The sequence below is a fragment of the Leptothrix discophora genome, from assembly GCF_030705305.1.
GTDB lineage: Bacteria > Pseudomonadota > Gammaproteobacteria > Burkholderiales > Burkholderiaceae_C > Sphaerotilus > Sphaerotilus discophorus.
Genome location: NZ_JAUZEE010000001.1, coordinates 175,560 through 194,768, shown reverse-complemented (window position 1 = coordinate 194,768; position 19,209 = coordinate 175,560). Strand labels below are relative to the sequence as shown.

Here is a 19,209-nt window from a genome sequence, read left to right as displayed (position 1 = left end):
CGGGGGCATTTCTTGTCGGGACGGACATGCATTCGGCCTTGCTGCGGCGCTCACCTCTGATCGGGTGGCTCTCTCAGCTGGGCCAGGACCTCGTTCACCTCGGGCCTCGCAAGGTCACCGTCGGGGTCGCGACGGCGCAGCAGCAGGTCCAGCAGATCGTTGTCGGCCAGATCCATCAAGGCCTCCAGGCCGGCGGCTTGCCGCACGGTCAGGGTGGCCTCGTGACGCCCGAAGAACCGCTCGATGAACAGGTCGTTCTCGAGCAGACCGCGCCGGCAGCGCCAGCGCAGCTTGCTCAGGGACCGTTCGTCCAGCAGGTCGTTGGCGGGAGTGTCCATCGGGCGTCTTGCTTCGGTCTGACCGGCCTCAGACGGCACGGCGGACCATCAGCTCCTTGATCTTGCCGATGGCCTTGGTCGGGTTCAGGCCCTTCGGGCAGACGTCGACGCAGTTCATGATCGTGTGGCAACGGAACAGGCGGTACGGGTCCTCGAGGTTGTCGAGACGCTCGCCGGTGGCCTGGTCACGGCTGTCGGCGATGAAGCGGTAGGCCTGCAGCAGGCCGGCCGGGCCGACGAACTTATCCGGGTTCCACCAGAAGCTCGGGCAGCTCGTCGAGCAGCTCGCGCACAGGATGCACTCGTACAGGCCGTTGAGCTCGTCACGCTCCTCGGGCGACTGCAGGCGCTCCTTGTCGGGCGCGATGGTGTCGTTGACGAGGTAGGGCTTGATCGAGTTGTACTGCTTGAAGAACTGCGTCATGTCCACGATCAGGTCGCGGATCACCGGCAGGCCGGGCAGCGGCTTGAGGACCACGGTGCCGGGCAGGTCACGCATGTTCGTCAGGCAGGCCAGGCCGTTCTTGCCGTTGATGTTCATCGCGTCCGAACCGCACACGCCTTCGCGGCAGGAACGGCGGAAGCTCAGCGTCGGATCGACCGCCTTGAGCTTGATCAGGGCGTCGAGCAGCATGCGTTCGTTGCCGTCGAGTTCGACCTCGATGGACTGCATGTAGGGCTTGGCGTCCTTGTCGGGGTCGTAGCGGTAGATCTGGAAGGTGCGCTTCTGTGCTGCCATGTTGTTTCTCCTGCGTGACGCTTAGAAGGTGCGAACCTTCGGGGGCACCGACTCGACCGTCAGCGGCGTCAGGTTGACCGGCTTGTACGACAGGCCATTCGTGGCGCTGTCCCACAGGGTGTGCTTCATCCAGACCTTGTCGTTGCGGCCGAGCGGGAACTCGGCGTCTTCGGCACCACGCTCGTAGTCCTTGACGGTGTGCGCGCCACGGCATTCCTGGCGGGCGGCGGCCGACGTCATGGTGGCCTGCGCGGCCTCGATCAGGTTGTCGACTTCCAGCGCCTCGATGCGCGCGGTGTTGAAGACCTTGGACTTGTCCTTCAGCGTGATCGCCTTGACCCGCTCGCGGATCGCGTTGATCTTGCCCACGCCTTCGTCCATCGTCACCTGGGTGCGGAACACGCCGGCATGCTGCTGCATGGCCGCGCGGATGTCGTTGGCGACGTCCTGTGCGTATTCGCCGTTGCTGCTGCCGTCCAGGCGGGCCAGGCGGGCCAGCGAGAAGTCGGCCGCGTCCTTCGGCAGTTCCTTGTGCGACTTCGGCGCGCTCTTGATCGCGTCGACGATGTGGTTGCCAGCCGCGCGGCCGAACACCAGCAGGTCGAGCAGCGAGTTGGTGCCCAGGCGGTTGGCGCCGTGCACCGACACGCAGGAGCATTCGCCCACCGCGTACAGGCCGTTGACGATGCTCTTGTAGTCGTCACCCTTGGGGACCACCACCTGGCCGTTGATGTTGGTCGGGATGCCACCCATCTGGTAATGGATGGTCGGCACCACCGGGATCGGTTCCTTGGTGATGTCGACGTTGGCGAAGTTGTGGCCGATCTCGTAGACCGAGGGCAGGCGCTTGAGGATGGTCTCGCCGCCCAGGTGGGTCATGTCGAGCACGACGTGATCCTTGTTGGGACCGCAGCCGCGACCTTCCTTGATCTCCTGGTCCATGCAGCGCGAGACGAAGTCGCGCGGCGCCAGGTCCTTCAGCGTCGGGGCGTAGCGCTCCATGAAGCGCTCGCCGTTGCTGTTGCGCAGGATCGCGCCTTCGCCGCGGCAGCCTTCGGTCAGCAGCACGCCCGCGCCAGCCACGCCGGTCGGGTGGAACTGCCAGAACTCCATGTCCTGCAGCGGGATGTTCGCCCGCGCGGCCATGCCCAGGCCGTCGCCGGTGTTGATGAAGGCGTTGGTCGAGGCTGCGTAGATGCGGCCGGCGCCACCGGTCGCGAACAGGGTGCACTTGCCTTCGAGGATGTAGACGTCGCCGGTCTCCATCTCGAGCGCGGTCACGCCCAGCACGTCGCCTTCGCTGTCGCGGATGATGTCCAGCGCCATCCATTCGACGAAGAACTGGGTGCGCGACTTCACGTTCTGCTGGTACAGCGTGTGCAGCATCGCGTGGCCGGTGCGGTCGGCTGCGGCGCAGGCGCGCTGGACCGGCTTCTCGCCGTAGTTGGCGGTGTGGCCACCGAACGGACGCTGGTAGATCGTGCCGTCCGGGTTGCGGTCGAACGGCATGCCGAAGTGCTCAAGCTCGTAGACGACCTTGGGCGCTTCACGACACATGAACTCGATCGCATCCTGGTCGCCGAGCCAGTCGGAGCCCTTGACGGTGTCGTAGAAGTGGTAGTGCCAGTTGTCCTCGCTCATGTTGCCCAGCGAGGCGCCGATGCCGCCCTGCGCCGCGACGGTGTGCGAACGGGTCGGGAAGACCTTGGACAGCACGGCCACGTTGAGGCCCGCACGGGCCAGTTGCAGGGAGGCGCGCATGCCCGAGCCGCCCGCGCCGACGATGACCACGTCGAACTTGCGACGCGGCAGGTTGTTGACCGATGCCATCAGAGTCTCCAGAGAACTTGGATCGACCAGCCGGCACAGCCGACAAGCCACACGATCGTGAACACCTGCAGGGTCAGGCGGATGCCGACCGGCTTGATGTAATCCATCCAGATGTCGCGCACGCCGACCCAGGCGTGAACGAGCAGCGCGACGATGACCGTGAAGGTCAGGAACTTCATCCACTGCTGGGCAAAGATGCCGGCCCAGCGTTCATAGCCGAGCGGGCCGCCGAGCAGCACCTGCAGCAGCAGGACCACGGTGTAGAGGGCCATCAGCACGGCGGTGACGCGCTGAGCAAGCCAGTCGCGGAAGCCATAGTGCGCACCGACGACGATGCGCTTGGATCCATAGTTCTGGGACATGGGGGGAGTGTCCTTGTTGATGTTCTGCGAACGGGGGACGGAGGGGATCGGGAACGGAGCGGAGCCCGCGGCGGCCATCGCCGCCGGCACTCAGAACAGGCCGAACAGCTTGGCGCCGAGCGCCACGGTCAGCACCACGCTGGACGCCAGCGTGACGATCGCCGAGCTGTGACCCAGTTCCTTGGTGACGCTGTGGGTGGCGTCCATCCAGAGGTGGCGCACGCCAGCGATGAAGTGGTGCAGGTAGGCCCAGATCAGGCCCAGCACGACCAGCTTGACCAGCACGCCGGGCACGAAGCCGATGCCGGCGGTGAAGGCCGCCGTGAAGGAGCCGTAGGACACCTCCGAGCTGATGCTTGTGTCGAACAGCCAGATCACCAGCGGCATCAGCAGGAACATCACCGCGCCGCTGATGCGGTGCAGGATGGACACGATGCCGGCCGGCGGAAGCCGGTAGCTGACGATGTCCGACACGTGGATGTTGCGGTGGACCGGGCGCTTCTTGGAGGTGTCAACCATGGTGAGCCTGTTTGTCATGTCAAAGAAACCGAAGAAGTTTATTGCAATGCAGCACGACCGTGCTGTACCTCTGCGGCGCACTGTGCTGTCAGCTTCAACTCAATTCATTGCGGTAATGATGTTGCGTCGTGTTGTAGAGGCCGCGACGCAGTTCGACCGGGCGATCGCCATAGGTCAGCGACAGGCGCTCCACGCTCAAGAGCGGTGCGCCGTCCGCCACCCCGAGCAAGGCGGCCACGCTGCGGTCGGCCGCGATGGCACGGATCTTCTCCTCCGCGCGGATCATCCGCACGCCGAACTCGGATTCGAAAAGGCTGTAGAGCGGGCCGCGGTACTCGGTCAGGCGCTCGGCGGTCAGGCCCTTGAACAGGCTGCCCGGCAGCCAGATGTCGTCGAGCACGACCGGCCGTCCGGCCTGGGACAGCGTGCGGCGCAGCTGCACCACCATGTCGCCGCTGCGCAGGTCGAGCGAACGCACGATGTCGGCCGGGGCACGCAGGCGGCGGCAGTCGAGGAACTCGCGCTGCATCGGCTGCGGCGCGCCCTCTTCGGGCTGCAGGCGCAGGAAACGGTACTGGATCTTCTGTTCGTTGTGGGTCGCGACGAAGGTGCCCTTGCCCTGCCGGCGGACCAGCAGGTTCTCGGCGGCCAGTTCATCGATCGCCTTGCGCACCGTGCCCTGGCTCACCTTGAAGCGGGCGGCCAGGTCCAGCTCGCTGGGGATGGCCTCGCCCGGCTTCCATTCGCCGCCCTGCAGGCCACGCATGATCAGCGCCTTGATCTGCTGGTAGAGCGGGCTGAATGCCGGCGCCACCTCGGCAGACGCGGACGGCGTGCTGCTGGGCGACGAAGGGGGCACGGACTGGGACGCGGTCTGCGACATGCACGGGATTGCAGCACAAGCCACAAGACCGGCGCAACCAAATGTCAACAGATGTCTTATATAAGACATAAGATCATTGACGGTGCGAGGGTCAACCCCTAGACTGCGAGATACTCCACGCCCGCCGGACCCGTCAGCCCTCGTGCAGCCGCCCCTGAAGCGGTCGATGGTGACGCCCCGCCGGCTCGCGTCCGGTCCCCGTTCCATCCCCAGCCTCAGTTCCAGGAGTCCCGCCATGAGCAAGAGTCCCGTCCGTGTCGCCGTCACCGGCGCCGCCGGCCAGATCGGTTATGCCCTGCTGTTCCGCATCGCTTCGGGCGAAATGCTCGGCAAGGACCAGCCGGTCATCCTGCAGCTGCTCGAGATCCCCGACGAGAAGGCGCAGAACGCGCTCAAGGGCGTGATCATGGAACTCGAGGACTGCGCCTTCCCGCTGCTGGCCGGTGTCGAGGCCCACAGCGATCCCATGACCGCCTTCAAGGACACCGACTACGCCCTGCTGGTCGGTGCCCGTCCGCGCGGTCCCGGCATGGAGCGCGCCGACCTGCTGGCCGCCAACGCCCAGATCTTCACCGCCCAGGGCAAGGCCCTGAACGCGGTCGCCTCCCGCAACGTGCGCGTCCTGGTCGTTGGCAACCCCGCCAACACCAATGCCTACATCGCGATGAAGAGCGCGCCGGACCTGCCGCGCAAGAACTTCACCGCCATGCTGCGCCTGGACCACAACCGTGCGGCCAGCCAGATCGCCGCCAAGATGGGCGTCAAGGTCGGTGACATCGAGAAGCTGGCCGTGTGGGGCAACCACTCGCCGACGATGTATGCGGACTACCGCTTCGCCACCGTCAATGGCCAATCGGTCAAGGACGCCATCAACGACCACGACTGGAACGCCAACACCTTCCTGCCGACCGTGGGCAAGCGCGGCGCGGCCATCATCGCCGCGCGCGGCCTGTCGTCGGCCGCCTCGGCCGCCAACGCGGCCATCGACCACATGCGCGACTGGGCCCTGGGCACCAACGGCAAGTGGGTCACGATGGGCGTGCCGTCGAACGGCGAATACGGCATCCCCAAGGACGTCATGTTCGGCTACCCGGTGACCTGCGAAGGCGGCGAGTACAAGCTGGTCGAAGGCCTGCCCATCGACGCGTTCTCGCAGGAATGCATCAACAAGACCCTGGCCGAACTCCAGGGCGAGCAGGACGGCGTCAAGCACCTGCTGTGACATCAGCCCGAGCGCACCGGCAACCGGCGTCTCCCGGCTTGCCGGTGACGGACTCACAATGAAAGCCGGTCCTTGCGACCGGCTTTTTCACTTCCGGACGACACCCGCCATGACCGCTGCCCCGAGCCCCGCCCCCTCGCACCGTGTCCACCCGCGCGACGCCCTGTTCGGCGCCGGCGAGATCGCGCCCAGCCTGCCGGTGTGCGACCACTACTGCGGTGTCGAGCTGCGCATGCGCAAGAGCCTGGCGCTGCAGGGCGAGCTGGGCCCGTGCTTCGACATCACGCTCGATGCCGAGGATGGCGCGCCGGTCGGCGGCGAGCTGGATCACATCGCGCTGATCGCCGAGCTGGTGAACTCGCCCGCGAACCGCCACCGCCGCGTCGGCGCACGGGTCCAGGCGGTCGATCACCCGATGTTCGAGGCCATGGTCGACGCGCTGGTGCGCGACGCTGGCGCCCGCCTGGCCTACGTGATGCTCCCCAAGCCACGCGGCCTGGCCGACCTGCAGCGTGGTGTCGAGGCGATCGACGCGGCAGCCCTGCGCCACGGCATCACGCGCCAGATCCCCGTGCATGCGCTGGTCGAGACCCACGGCGCGCTGCGCGAGGTGCAGGCGCTGGCCGCGCACCCGCGCATCGAGTCGCTGTCCTTCGGGCTGATGGACTTCGTCTCCGAGCACCGCGGCGCGATCCCCCAGGGCGCCATGGGCGTCAAGGGCCAGTTCGAGCACCCGCTGGTGGTGCGCGCCAAGCTGGAGATCGCCGCCGCCTGCCACGGCTGGGGCAAGACGCCGTCGCACTGCGTCGTGACCGAGTTCAAGCACAAGTCGGCGCTGGAGGCTGCCGCCACGCGGGCCTGCCGCGAGCTGGGCTACACGCGCATGTGGAGCATCCACCCGGACCAGATCCGGCCGATCGTCGAGGCCTTCTCGCCGACCGTTGCCGAGGTCGACCACGCGGTCGAGATCCTGATGGCCGCCCAGGCCGCCGACTGGGCACCGATCCGTCACCTGCACGCCGGCCTGGACACGCTGCACGACCGCGCCAGCTACCGCTACTTCTGGCACGTGCTCGAACGGGCGCACCGCACCTCGGTGGCCGGCGGCGAGCAGCTGCCCGGCGAGGTCCGCCGCGCCTTCTTCGCCAGCTGAGTGGCGAGACGGGCGGGAGGCCGCGCGCCGCCCCATCCGAGCGCCAGGATGTGACCAGAAGCATCCACCGGCCGGCACGGATCGCCGGAAGTGATACTTTTCACGGCTGCATTTGGTGACGTTGGCTCGCTTCGGTTCGCCAAGAATCTCTGGCTGTCGCATCCCGATACCCGGAGTCACCAGAATGAACACCCAACGCTCGTTGCCCGCCCTGGCCCTGTCGGCCGCCCTGTCTGTCGCCCTTCTGGGCGCCGCCGTGCTGACCAGCCTGCCGGCCGCCGCAGCCGACGCCGCCGCACCGGCCCCGGCCAAGAAGAAGCCCGCCGCCAAGGCCCCTGCCCTGCCCGACCTGACGCCCGAGCAGATCGCCAACGCCGAACGCGTGCTGACCGGTCCGAGCGCCTGCGAGTTCAACCAGTCCGTCAGCGTCGATGCCGCCACCGAGAAGTCCGGCTATTTCAAGGTCGCCTTCAAGGGCAAGTCCTACCTGATGGCACCCGAGCCGACCACCACCGGCGCGGTCCGCCTCGAGGACAAGAAGAACGGCCTGGTCTGGCTGCAGATCGCCAACAAGTCGATGCTGATGAACGCCAAGGTCGGTCGCCGCATGGTCGACAACTGCGTGCATCCGAATCAGAAAACTTGAGCCCCTCGACCGACGGGTACGTCGGTCGATCCCCCAGGGGGATGCGCAGGCCGCTTGGGAGCGGCCCGGCGCTGGCCTGCGGGGGACTTGAGCCCCTTGGCCGACGGGTACGTTGATCCCTTGCTTTCGGTCGGTCGGCCCGGATCCTGCTGACACCAGCCTTGACGGCCGCCCACCGGGCGGCCGTTTGTCTTTTTGAGGCACGTCATCCCCTTCCCGGTGCAGGGAAGACTTGGCAAGTCTTATATAAGACATAAAATGTCGGGCAAACCCCAGGAGCAGGGTTCCGACGCTGTGACAAGGTCCTGCCCCGTCTCTCGCCACCCCCGCACGGAGTTCCCTTCATGCTGCAAGCCTATCGCCAACACGTTGCCGAGCGCGCCGCTCTTGGCATCCCGCCGCTGCCGCTCGACGCCAAGCAAGTGGCCGAGCTGATCGAGCTGATCAAGAACCCGCCGGCCGGCGAAGAGGCTTTCCTGCTGGACCTGCTCACCCACCGCGTGCCGCCGGGCGTGGACGACGCCGCCAAGGTCAAGGCCAGCTTCCTGGCCGCCGTCGCACACGGCGACTTCGCCGTCGCGCTGGTCTCGCGCGCCAAGGCCACCGAGCTGCTGGGCACCATGGTCGGCGGCTACAACGTCAAGCCGCTGATCGACCTGCTGGACGACGCCGACGTCGCCGGCGTCGCCGCCGAGGGCCTGAAGAAGACCCTGCTGATGTTCGACTTCTTCCACGACGTGGCCGAGAAGGCCAAGGCCGGCAACGCCAAGGCCAAGGAAGTCGTGCAGAGCTGGGCCGACGCCGAGTGGTTCACGACCCGCCCGGAAGTGCCGCGCAGCATCACCGTGACGGTCTTCAAGGTGCCCGGCGAGACCAACACCGACGACCTGTCGCCCGCGCCCGACGCGTGGAGCCGCCCGGACATCCCGCTGCACTACCTGGCCATGCTGAAGAACACCCGCGAAGGCGCGGCGTTCAAGCCCGAGGAAGACGGCAAGCGCGGCCCGATGCAGTTCATCGAGGACCTGAAGAAGAAGGGCCACCTGGTCGCCTACGTCGGCGACGTGGTGGGCACCGGTTCGAGCCGCAAGTCGGCCACCAACAGCGTGATCTGGGCCACCGGCCAGGACATCCCCTTCGTGCCGAACAAGCGCTTCGGCGGCGTCACGCTGGGCGGCAAGATCGCCCCGATCTTCTTCAACACGCAGGAAGACTCCGGCTCGCTGCCGATCGAGGTCGAGGTCGGCGCGCTGGAGATGGGCGACGTGATCGAGGTCCAGCCCTATGACGGCAAACTGGTGAAGAACGGCCAGACCGTCGCCGAGTTCAAGCTCAAGAGCGACGTGCTGTTCGACGAGGTGCGTGCCGGCGGCCGCATCAACCTGATCATCGGCCGCTCGCTGACCGGCAAGGCCCGCGAGTTCCTGGGCCTGCCCGCCTCGACGCTGTTCCGCCTGCCGCAGCCGCCCGCCGCGTCGAAGGCCGGCTTCACGCTGGCGCAGAAGATGGTCGGCCGGGCCGTCGGCCTGCCCGAGGGCCAGGGCGTGCGCCCGGGCACCTACTGCGAGCCGAAGATGACCACCGTCGGCAGCCAGGACACCACCGGCCCGATGACCCGCGACGAGCTGAAGGACCTGGCCTGCCTGGGCTTCTCGGCCGACCTGGTGATGCAGTCCTTCTGCCACACGGCCGCCTACCCGAAGCCGGTTGACGTCAAGACCCACCGCGAGCTGCCGGCCTTCATCAGCAGCCGTGGCGGCGTCGCGCTGCGTCCGGGCGACGGCGTGATCCACAGCTGGCTGAACCGCCTGCTGCTGCCCGACACCGTCGGCACCGGCGGCGACAGCCACACCCGCTTCCCGATCGGCATCAGCTTCCCGGCCGGCTCCGGCCTGGTCGCCTTCGGCGCGGCCACCGGCGTGATGCCGCTGGACATGCCCGAGTCGGTGCTGGTGCGCTTCAAGGGCCAGATGCAGCCGGGCGTCACGCTGCGCGACCTCGTGCACGCGATCCCGCTGTACGCGATCAAGGCCGGTCTGCTGACCGTCGCCAAGGCCGGCAAGAAGAACATCTTCTCGGGCCGCATCCTCGAGATCGAAGGTCTGCCGGACCTGAAGGTCGAGCAGGCCTTCGAGCTGTCGGACGCCTCGGCCGAGCGCTCGGCCGCCGGCTGCACGATCAAGCTGAACCCGGCGCCGATCAAGGAGTACCTCACCAGCAACGTCGTGCTGATGAAGAACATGATCGCCGACGGCTATGCCGATGCCCGCACGCTCGAACGCCGCATCCGCAAGGTCGAGGAATGGCTGGCCCAGCCCAGCCTGCTCGAAGCCGATGCAGACGCCGAATACGCCGCCGTCATCGAGATCGACCTGGCCGACATCAAGGAGCCGATCGTCTGCTGCCCGAACGATCCGGACGATGCCAAGTTCATGTCCGAGGTCTCCGGCACCAAGATCGACGAGGCCTTCATCGGTTCGTGCATGACCAACATCGGCCACTTCCGTGCGGCGGCCAAGCTGCTGGGCGGCCAGCGCGACATCCCCGTCAAGCTGTGGGTCGCCCCGCCGACCAAGATGGACCAGAGCGAGCTGATCAAGGAAGGCCACTACGCCGCCTTCGGCACCGCCGGTGCGCGCACCGAGATGCCGGGCTGCTCGCTGTGCATGGGCAACCAGGCGCAGGTGCGTGAAGGCGCGACGGTCATCTCGACCTCGACCCGCAACTTCCCGAACCGCCTGGGCAAGAACACCAACGTGTTCCTGGGCTCGGCCGAGCTCGCCGCGATCGCGTCCAAGCTGGGCAAGATCCCGACGGTCGAGGAATACCACGCCGCCATGGGCGTCGTGAACAAGGACGGCGCGTCGATCTACAAGTACATGAACTTCGACCAGATCGAGGAATACGCCGACACCGCCAAGGGCGTGACGGTCTGAACCTGACCGGTCCGGCCGCCTGAACGGGCGGCCGGCCTGACGCAGCGACAAGGCCCGCCGGGGCAACCCGGCGGGCCTTGTGTCATCTGGCGGCCGATGACGCTGACGGCGCAAGCGGCGGCGGGCCCGCGTCAGTCCTCGGCCAGCACCCGCCAGAAGGTCGCGAATCGCGGCAAGCCGTGGCGGGTCACGCCGCGGTGCCGGTAGCTGATGCGCTGGCCGATCGCCGGCGGCGATTCGCGCTGCGCGTCGCTCAGGCCGCTGCCGACCGCGAAGCGACGGCCTTGCGCGTCGCGCACCTGCAAGGCGCCCACGCGGCCGAGGTGCCGGCCCTTGCCGGGCAGGTGGCCGATGACGACGGCTTCGGCATCCGACAGCGGCTTGAGCTTGAGCAGGTGGCCGGCGGCATCGGTGCCCGCGCCGGCGCTGCGGCCGGGCCGGAAAGCCGCATCGGTCGCGTGCAGCACCAGCCCTTCGCCGTCCTGCGCCACGACCTCATCCAGCCACCGACGCAACGCCTCGGGGCTGGCGACGCGGCGCTGCTCGATCGCCTCGATCCGGACGTCGCCCACGGCGGGCCGGTCCGCCAGCAGCGCCTTCAGGCGCAACTGGCGCTGGGCGAAGGTGCCGGTCGCGCCGGGCAGGTCGAACACGGCATAGCGCAGGGTCGACCAGAGCGGGTCATCGGTCGCATCGAGCCGGTGCAGCAGGCCGGAGACCGCCTCGAAGCGCCCGCGTCCCAGCCACAGCTCGCCGTCCAGCGGCTCGCCCGCCGGCAGCGACGCCAGCCAGCGCGGTGGCGCGGGGATCTCGCGGCCGCTGCGGGTCAGCCAGCGGCGGCCGGTCCAGATCGCGCGCACGCCGTCGAGCTTCTCGCTGACCAGGTAGCGCGACAGGTCGACCGTAGCGACGGCCTCGGGGCCCAGGTCGCGCGCCAGCTCGATCGGGATGTCGCCCACGGCCGACGTCGCCGAACGACCGGACGGACCGGCCGCGCCCGGTTCATGCCACCAACCGGACAGCGCCAGCACGGCACTGCGGATCAGCCAGCGTCGACGCGGGGCCTGCGGGCTGGACATCTCGCTGGCATCGAGCCAGCTTGAACGCGATGGACAGGTCGGATGCTGGGGCATGGCGGTCTCGGCGGGCGTGGAAAACCGCCAAGGTAGCCAGCTGCCGCGCCGGACGGTCTCCCCCTGGAGGGGGTGGCGCCACCGAAGCCGCGCCGGGCATCCCGCCGATGGGGGATGCGGGCGAGGCGCGGACTCGATGAGGGCGCGATCAGGGCGCGATCTGCTCGGCGTAGTCGTACAACGCGCCGAGGATGTCCTGGCCGCGCTCGTCGTCGTCCGGCAGCGCTTCGCCGAGCGCGTCGATGCGCTCGAAGAATTGCGCCAGCGTCTGCACGCCGCCCGCGCCTTCGACCAGCCGCGACTGCCGCAGCGCCTCCCAGCGGTCCTGCTCGGCCGCGTCGAGGGTGGCCGGGAAGTTGCGCGCGCGCCAGCGGAACACGAGTTCGTCGAGCCGCTCATCGTGGAAGGCCGGCCGCTTGTCGGCCAGCTGCGACGGGCTGAGGCCGCGCAGCCGCGTCAGCGTGCGGCGGTCGTCGTTGGACAGGAAGCCGCCGTAGAGGTCCTCGTCGACGTCGGTCGGCGGCTGGCCAGCGTCTGCAGGCGGACGGGCATAGACGTCGGGCCAGATGCCGGCCAGGGTCGCGCCCTGCCTGGCGGCGGTCTCGGCATGGCTCAGGCACTGCGCCACGTCGATGCCCCAGCGCTGCGCCATCGCCGGGCTCAGCACCTTCAGGTTGCCGATCACCACGGGCGACTTGTTGATGTGGATGGTCTTGAGCGGCAGCCGGGTGACACCCTCGGGCAGGTCCTCGGCCCGGGTGTAGAGGCGCTGGCGGATGGTCGGTGCATCGAGGGTGAACAGCTCGGACGGGTCGTGCGACAGGTCCCAGACGATCAGCTCGTTCTTGTGGGTCGGATGCGGCGCCAGCGGCCAGACGATGGCGATGCCGCCGCGCTCGGTGCCGTACATGCCGCTGACGTGCAGGAAGGGCCGGCCGACGCCGATCTCCTGCAGCACCGCTTCCTTCTTGCGCAGCCTGAGGCAGAAGTCGAACAGCTTGGGCTGGGCGTGGCGAACCAGTCGGGCCAGCGCGAGGGTGGCGCGCACATCCGACAACGCATCGTGCGCGGCCTCGTGGCTGAGGCCGTTGGCGGCGGTCAGGTGTTCGAGCTTGAAGGACGGCTTGCCCGCCATCGGCCCGTCGCGGTGGGTCGGCCAGGTGATGCCTTCGGGGCGCAGCGCATGGCAGCAGCGCAGCACGTCCAGCAGGTCCCAGCGGCCGCACTGGTTCTGCCATTCGCGCGCATAGGGCTCGATCAGGTTGCGCCAGAACAGGAAGCGCGTGACCTCGTCGTCGAAGCGGATGCTGTTGTAGCCCACGCCGATGGTGCCGGGCCGGGCCAATTGGGCCTCGACGGCGCTGGCGAAGTCGTTTTCCGGGACGCCCTGTTCCAGACAGTGCTGCGGCAGGATGCCGGTCAGCAGGCAGCTCTCGGGATCGGGCAGGTAGTCGGCGGTGGGCTGGCAATGCAGCATCACCGGGGCATCGACCTCGTTGAGTTCGAGGTCGGTGCGGATGCCGGCGAACTGGGCCGGCCGGTCACGCCGTGGCGACTTGCCGAAGGTCTCGTAGTCGTGCCAGAAGAAGGTCGCGCCGTCGCTGGAGGTGTCGTTCATGGGCGCGCATGTTGCCCGATGCGCACCGGCCGGTCACCGCCCTTGAGGGGGAGTCGACGACCGCGCGACCTGCCGGCTCAGCGCCAGTACAGCTGGCCGCTGCACGAGACCACGGTGACGTCGTAGGCGTAGGTGATGGTGACGTTCGGGTCGCTGACGCTGCGGTCCTCGCGGCGCAGTCCGCAGCCCAGTTCGACGTTGCGCATCGGCAGGTAGCGCAGGCTCAGGTCCCAGGCCACGGTGCGGTCCGAGGCCGAGGTGGACGAGCTGCCCGCACCACTGACCAGCGCGTTGTCCAGCGTCCGACGGCTGTAGGTCGCCCCACCGCCCAGCAGCACCTTGCCGGTCAGCTCCCAGCTGGCCCGAAGGGCCAGGCTGGTGCGCAGCCGGGTGTCGCTGGTGTCGAACGAGAACAGCGCGTTGTCGAAGGCGGTGTTGCCGATGTTGCTGTCGCGGGTCAGCGAGGTCTCGAAGCTCAGCTTCGGGCTCGGCTTCCAGGTCCAGCCGGTGCTGCCGGTCCAGGCCGTGTAGGTGCGGGCGAACTGGGCGCTGTGGGTCTCGCGGGTGCGGCTCAGGCGGACGTTGAAGGTGCTGGCGCCACTGGCCTCGATGACGCTGCTCAGGTCGATGTCGTTGCGGCGCACGTCGTCGCCGGCACCGGCGTTGAAGTTCGGGTAGTCCGCGCGGGTGTGCCGAGCGCCCAGGCGCACCTGCAGGCCACTGCCCGGGCGCATCGTGACGCCGCCGTTGCCGGTCAGCTGGCGCACGTTGCGCGACGTGGAGGTGTCGTAGCGCACCTGCGTGCCGGTCAGGCCGGCATCGAAGGTGTACTGGGTCGGTCCACCCAGGCGCACGCCCAGGCCCAGCACATCGGTCTTGACCAGGTTGCGGCCGGCGACGGTGCTGGTGCTGTTGAGGTCGGACCGGTCGAGCGACTGGCGGGTCTCGGCCAGCACGTTGCCCGACCACAGGTCGGCGCTGCTCCAGTCGAGACGGCCATTGAGCAGGTAGTCGTTGTGGTCGTATTGGCCGTAGGTGTTGTAGCGGTTGCGATTGGCGTCGAAGCGACCCTGCACGCGCTGGCGCCCGATCGGCAGGTCCGCGCCCAGACGCACGCCGGTCGAGACGTAGCTGTCGCTGAGCACCGGCTGGGCCGCCACGCCAGCCTTGGCGCGGTCGAGGTTGTTGTCGTGCGTGACGCCCAGCGAGGCACCCAGGTAGTAGGGCGAACTCTGAGCCAGCGCCGACCCGCAGACCACCGCCATCGCCCCGGCACAGGCGGCCGCACGGGCCAGGGCATGGATCGGGTTCGGGTGTCGCGACGGCTTCATGCGGGTCTCTCCAGACAGATGCGTTCAGATCGCCGGCTTACGGTTGCAAACGGAAACGTTTGCCGGCACTGGGCGCATTCTCGTGGCTGGCTGGCCGTCGCGTACGGCCGCTGCCCCCCCGCGCGTGAAGGTTGTCGCGTCCCTCAGTTGCAGGTATTCACGATCCGGGCCGATGCGCGACAGGCGCCGCGCCGCGGTGCCCGCCTCAGGCCGCGCAGGTGCGGTTCTTGCCCGTGCGCTTGGCCTCGTAGAGCGCCTCGTCGGCACGCTGCAGCGCCGCTTCCAGCGCCTCGCCGCGGCGGAACAGCGTCACGCCGGCGGAGAAGGTCACGAAGGTCTGCTTGTTCTCGTGCATGAACAGCTCGGCCGACATCAGCCGCTGGACCCGCGTCAGCACGCTGCGGGCTTCCTCGACCTCGGTGGCGGGCAGCAGCACGACGAACTCCTCGCCGCCGTAGCGGGCCAGCGTGTCGGTCGGACGCAGCATCTCGCCGACCCGGCGGGCCAGGAACTTCAGCGCCTCGTCGCCGGTGTTGTGGCCCAGCGTGTCGTTCAGGCGCTTGAAGTTGTCGATGTCGAGCAGGCCCACGGCCAGCGTGATGCCCTCGCGGTCGATGCGCGACTGCTCGACCTCGAACTGCCGCAGCAGCCCGCGCCGGTTGGCGACCTGGGTCAGCTGGTCGGTGCCGACCTCCTGCGAGAGCTGGCGCAGCTCGTCCTCGAGCTGACGCACGCGTTCGGCCATCTCGGCCGCCCGGGCATGTTCGTCATGCAGCCGCTGGGTGGTCTGGCTGACGACCTGGTGGACCGCGCGCGTCTCGTCGACCATCTCGCGCACGATGCCCGCGAGGCTTTCGAGCGACTCGGCCTGACCGATCACGCTGGCGTAGCGGCCGACGCTGTCGTTGAAGCGGCCGGTCTGCACGCCCAGTTCACCGATGTCCTGCAGCATGCGGTGGATCATCTCCTTGAGCGCATCGCGGGCCTGGCGGCGCTCCAGCCGCAGCTGGGTCTGGCGCGCCCGCGTGCTGGCCAGCAGCTGGCTGACCGCGCTGACGCCGCGCGTGCTCAGGCCCATGCCGATGTGGTCGCGCATGGCGATGCACTGGCCCTCGACCCAGCTGTCGTCCTCGGCCAGCTCGCCCAGGCCGTCGGTCAGCTCGCGCACCAGGCCGCCGATCTGGTCGACCAGGTGATGACGGTGCTGGAGCACGAGCCGGACCTCGTCGCAGGCCTGGTGCAGCGCGTCAACCAGCTGGCCATCGGCGCGCACCTCGGCACGCAGCGCGCCGGCCACCTCGGCCAGCCGGCTGCCCACCTCGCCGGCACGCGGCTCGCCGGGTGGCAAGGCCGATTGCAGCGTCGCCTCCAGCACCTGAACCGCACGCGGCCAGTGCGGATCGGGCACGACCGGCGCGGGCGGCTCGACGGCGATGTCCAGCGCCGACGGGCGGATGCGCGCCCCGGCCGTCACGGTCGCCGAGTTGGGCAGCAGCTCCAGCGGCACCGGCTCGGTCGGTCGGTCCAGCGGGTGTTCGACGCCCGCGTTCGCGGCATCTGCCGCCTGCGCCTCGGACCGCTCGGCCGCAGCGGCGACGACCGCCGCCAGCTGGGCCACGGCCTGTTCGACGGGCACATCGGTCGGGAGAGTGGTCGGGAGTGCAGTCGGGACTGCGGTCGCATGTGCGGTCGCCTGTTCGGTTGGAACAGTGGTCGGCACGTCCGCGGTCGCAGCGGCCGCATCGCCCACATCACCCGCATCGCCGGCCTCCCCGTCCCAGCTCGCCAGCAGGCTGCCCAGCCGCTGCTGCAGCCGGAACGGGTCGCTGCGGCTGGCCTCCAGCACGTGGCCGAGGCTGTCGCGGCGGCGGCCCATCGGCCAGCTCTTGCTGGCGCGGGCGACGCCGCGCACGCTGCGGTCGATCAGGCCAGCCCAGGTGCGGGCCTGGTCGTCGGGCGCGGGCACGCGGGCCTCGACCAGCTTGCCGGCCTCGTCCCAGCGGCCGGCGCCCAGCGCCTTGGCCAGCGCGTCGCGGCCCTCGCCCGGCGGCATCAGCCGGCGCACGATGGCCTGGATGGCCGGGCCGGCCTCGGCCGCCGGCGCTTCGGGTTCGAGCGGACCACCTTCCTCGCGCCAGGCGCGGGCGAAGTTGCCCGGGGTGGGTTCGCGCTTGGCCAGGGCCAGGCGGCGCAGGGCCGCCTTGGCCAGCTGCGCGGGTTCGATCACGTCCTTGGAGGTCGTCGTCTGCTGCATCGCTCACCTGACTGTTCGAGGGCGCCCGCAACCGCGCCGACGCGGCGGCTCCGGTCAGAACCGCTGTCGGCGCACCCAGTCGACCAGCGCATCGGCCGGCATCGGCTGGGCATACAGGAAGCCCTGCATGGTGTGGCAGCCCAGGCGCAACAACACATCGCGCTGTGCCTCGTTTTCGACCCCCTCGGCGACCAACTTGAGGCCCAGGCCGCCGGCCAGCGCCACGATGGCGGTGACAACTGCGGAATTTCCACCGGATTGGTCGAGCCGATGCACGAAGGAGCGGTCGATCTTCAGCTCGCTGATGGGCAGCTGGGTCAGGTAGCTCAGCGACGAGTAGCCGGTGCCGAAGTCGTCGATCGACAGGCCCACGCCATGCGCGTTGAGCCGGTGCAGCATGGGCATCACCTCGTCGATGCCCTTCATCAGCCCGGTCTCGGTGATCTCCAGCACCAGCGCGTTGAGCGGCACGTCGTGTGCCGCCGCCGCGCTGTGGATCAGGTCGAGCACGTCGCCGCGCTCGAAGCTGCGGCTGGGCAGGTTGACGGCCACCGTCAGCGCCAGGCCGTCGCGGTCGCGCCAGTGCCGGATCTGGCGGGCCGCCTCGCGCATGGCCCAGTTGCTCAAGGGCACGATCAGCCCGGTCTCCTCGGCCAGCGGGATGAACTCGGCGGGCGGCACCAGCTCGCCGGCGCGCTGCCAGCGCATCAGCGCCTCCACGCCGGTCAGGCCGGTGACAACGCTGCGTCCGGCCGCGTCGCGCCCGACCTCGACCTTGGGCTGGTAGTGCAGCACCAGCTCGCCGCGTTCCAGCGCCTTGTGCAGCGCGCTCTCCAGCTCCAGCTTCTCGCGGCTGCGCCCGCCCATCTGGGCGTGGTAGATCGCCAGGTTGTTGCGCCCGCTGCCCTTGACCGCGTACATGGCCAGGTCGGCATGTCGCATCAGGTCGACCACGCTGATGCCGTCGCGCGGGAACAGCGCCAGGCCGATGCTGCCGGTGACGAAGTACTCGCGCCCACCGATCAGCACCGGCTCGCGCAGGGCCTGCAGCAGCCGGTGGCCGACCGCGCTGGCCACGTCCTCGTCGGCGACTTCGGGCAGTAGCACGACGAACTCGTCGCCGCCCAGCCGGGCCACCGATTCGAGCGTCCGGTGCGAGCGCAGCAGCGCCGCGTCCAGGCCGACGTCGCTCAGCGCGTCGTGGTGCGTGATGCAGCCGCGCAGGCGCCGCGACATGGCCACCAGCAACTCGTCGCCGGCGGCATGGCCGAGCGTGTCGTTGATGTTCTTGAAGCGGTCCAGGTCGATCAGCAGCAGCGCGCAGGCATGGCCCAGGCGGCGTGCGTGTTCGAGCGCCCGCTCGGAGCGCCAGACCAGCTGGCGGCGGTTGGGCAGGCCGGTCAGCGGGTCGTAGTTCGCCAGGTGGCGGACCTTGTCCTCGATCATGCGGCGGTCGGTCACGTCCTGGACCACGCCGGTGTAGCCGATCAGGCCGCCCTGCTCGTCGAATTCCGGCTCGGCCTCGATGTGGACCACGCGCTGGCGCCGGTCGGGCATGACGATGCGCAGGTCGACGTCGATCACCGTGCTGTGGCGCACCACCTCGCGCAGGAGGTTGCAGAAGCCGGCACGCTCCTCGCCGACCAGCGCACGCAGCAGCTGGCCGAGCCGGAAGGACTCGTGCGGGCCGCGGCCGAACACGCGCAGGGCCTCGGCCTCCAGCACCAGCCCGGTCGCGTTGCCATGCCACTCGAAGCTGCCCATGCGGGCGAGGTCCTGCGCCCGCGCCAGCTTGGCGCGGCTGCGCAGCAGCTCCAGGTGGATGCGGGCGGTGCGCAGCAGGTAACGCAGGCGGCCGGCCAGCAGGCTCCATTGCGTGCTCTTGACGAAGAAGTCGGTCGCGCCGGCCTCGTAGGCCCGCTCGATGGACGCGTCGTCGTCCAGCCCGGTCAGCATCAGCACCGGCATCATCTCGAAGCCCGGCAGGCCGCGCAGCTCGATGCAGGTGTCGAAGCCGTCGCGGCCGGGCATCAGCGCATCCAGCACGATCAGGTCGGGTGTCCAGTCGCCCAGCAGGCGCAGCGCCCGGTCGCCGCCGTTGGCCTCGGTCACCGCGAAGCCGCGCTCGCGCAGCGCCGCGGCGGTCAGCAGCAGGCTGACCTCGTCATCGTCGACCAGCAGGATGCGGGGCTGGCGCGCCTCGTCTCGGGCGGCCTGGTCGTTGTCGTCACGAAGGAACATGCGG

15 protein-coding genes are annotated in these 19,209 nt (G+C 69.1%); 4 read left to right on the top strand and 11 right to left on the bottom strand.

The window, feature by feature from the left end:
* Positions 1 to 50: 50 nt before the first annotated feature.
* From Q8X39_RS00820 to Q8X39_RS00795, 6 genes are all read right to left on the bottom strand, one after another.
* Positions 51 to 338 carry an FAD assembly factor SdhE gene (locus Q8X39_RS00820; RefSeq protein WP_305747731.1) on the bottom strand — a complete coding sequence of 96 codons (288 nt, stop codon included), beginning with the start codon at positions 336 to 338 and terminating at the stop codon, positions 51 to 53.
* 28 nt (positions 339 to 366) lie between these two features.
* Positions 367 to 1,077, bottom strand: coding sequence for a succinate dehydrogenase iron-sulfur subunit (locus Q8X39_RS00815; RefSeq protein ID WP_305747730.1), 711 nt, complete (start codon positions 1,075 to 1,077; stop codon positions 367 to 369).
* 21 nt (positions 1,078 to 1,098) lie between these two features.
* A complete protein-coding gene (gene sdhA / locus Q8X39_RS00810; protein WP_305747729.1) occupies positions 1,099 to 2,907 on the bottom strand; it encodes a succinate dehydrogenase flavoprotein subunit in 1,809 nt (602 codons plus the stop codon).
* Positions 2,907 to 3,269, bottom strand: coding sequence for a succinate dehydrogenase, hydrophobic membrane anchor protein (gene sdhD, locus Q8X39_RS00805; RefSeq protein WP_305747728.1), 363 nt, complete (start codon positions 3,267 to 3,269; stop codon positions 2,907 to 2,909). The genes sdhA and sdhD overlap by 1 nt, the downstream gene beginning before the upstream one ends.
* Before the next feature lie 90 nt (positions 3,270 to 3,359).
* Positions 3,360 to 3,788 carry a succinate dehydrogenase, cytochrome b556 subunit gene (gene sdhC, locus Q8X39_RS00800; RefSeq protein WP_305747727.1) on the bottom strand — a complete coding sequence of 143 codons (429 nt, stop codon included), beginning with the start codon at positions 3,786 to 3,788 and terminating at the stop codon, positions 3,360 to 3,362.
* A gap of 94 nt (positions 3,789 to 3,882) precedes the next feature.
* Positions 3,883 to 4,671 (bottom strand): GntR family transcriptional regulator, encoded by a 789-nt coding sequence (locus Q8X39_RS00795; protein ID WP_305747726.1) that lies wholly within the window; start codon positions 4,669 to 4,671, stop codon positions 3,883 to 3,885.
* A gap of 235 nt (positions 4,672 to 4,906) precedes the next feature.
* Here Q8X39_RS00795 and Q8X39_RS00790 point away from each other — a divergent pair, with 235 nt between their 5' ends.
* The 4 genes from Q8X39_RS00790 to acnB all read left to right on the top strand — a co-directional run bounded on the left by Q8X39_RS00790 (position 4,907) and on the right by acnB (position 10,628).
* Complete coding sequence (locus Q8X39_RS00790; protein WP_305747725.1) at positions 4,907 to 5,893, top strand: malate dehydrogenase; 987 nt, start codon at positions 4,907 to 4,909, stop codon at positions 5,891 to 5,893.
* A gap of 109 nt (positions 5,894 to 6,002) precedes the next feature.
* A complete protein-coding gene (locus Q8X39_RS00785; protein ID WP_305747724.1) occupies positions 6,003 to 7,046 on the top strand; it encodes an HpcH/HpaI aldolase/citrate lyase family protein in 1,044 nt (347 codons plus the stop codon).
* A gap of 184 nt (positions 7,047 to 7,230) precedes the next feature.
* Positions 7,231 to 7,692, top strand: a complete 462-nt coding sequence (locus Q8X39_RS00780) for a hypothetical protein (protein WP_305747723.1) — start codon at positions 7,231 to 7,233, stop codon at positions 7,690 to 7,692.
* Positions 7,693 to 8,036: 344 nt separating this feature from the next.
* The gene (gene acnB / locus Q8X39_RS00775) at positions 8,037 to 10,628 is read left to right on the top strand and encodes a bifunctional aconitate hydratase 2/2-methylisocitrate dehydratase (protein ID WP_305747722.1); all 2,592 of its coding nucleotides are present in this window, start codon (positions 8,037 to 8,039) and stop codon (positions 10,626 to 10,628) included.
* A gap of 131 nt (positions 10,629 to 10,759) precedes the next feature.
* Here acnB and Q8X39_RS00770 read toward each other — a convergent pair whose 3' ends face one another.
* The 5 genes from Q8X39_RS00770 to Q8X39_RS00750 form a co-directional block, all read right to left on the bottom strand.
* The gene (locus Q8X39_RS00770; protein WP_305747721.1) at positions 10,760 to 11,761 is read right to left on the bottom strand and encodes a DNA ligase; all 1,002 of its coding nucleotides are present in this window, start codon (positions 11,759 to 11,761) and stop codon (positions 10,760 to 10,762) included.
* Positions 11,762 to 11,909: 148 nt separating this feature from the next.
* On the bottom strand, positions 11,910 to 13,379 hold the full coding sequence (gene sbcB, locus Q8X39_RS00765) for an exodeoxyribonuclease I (protein WP_305747720.1): 1,470 nt from the start codon (positions 13,377 to 13,379) through the stop codon (positions 11,910 to 11,912).
* Between the two features lie 77 nt (positions 13,380 to 13,456).
* Entirely contained in the window at positions 13,457 to 14,710 is a 1,254-nt protein-coding gene (locus tag Q8X39_RS00760; RefSeq protein ID WP_305747719.1) for a porin family protein, read from the bottom strand.
* A gap of 205 nt (positions 14,711 to 14,915) precedes the next feature.
* Positions 14,916 to 16,964, bottom strand: coding sequence for a diguanylate cyclase domain-containing protein (locus Q8X39_RS00755; protein WP_305747718.1), 2,049 nt, complete (start codon positions 16,962 to 16,964; stop codon positions 14,916 to 14,918).
* A gap of 54 nt (positions 16,965 to 17,018) precedes the next feature.
* Positions 17,019 to 19,205 (bottom strand): putative bifunctional diguanylate cyclase/phosphodiesterase, encoded by a 2,187-nt coding sequence (locus Q8X39_RS00750; RefSeq protein ID WP_305747717.1) that lies wholly within the window; start codon positions 19,203 to 19,205, stop codon positions 17,019 to 17,021.
* Positions 19,206 to 19,209: the final 4 nt, after the last annotated feature.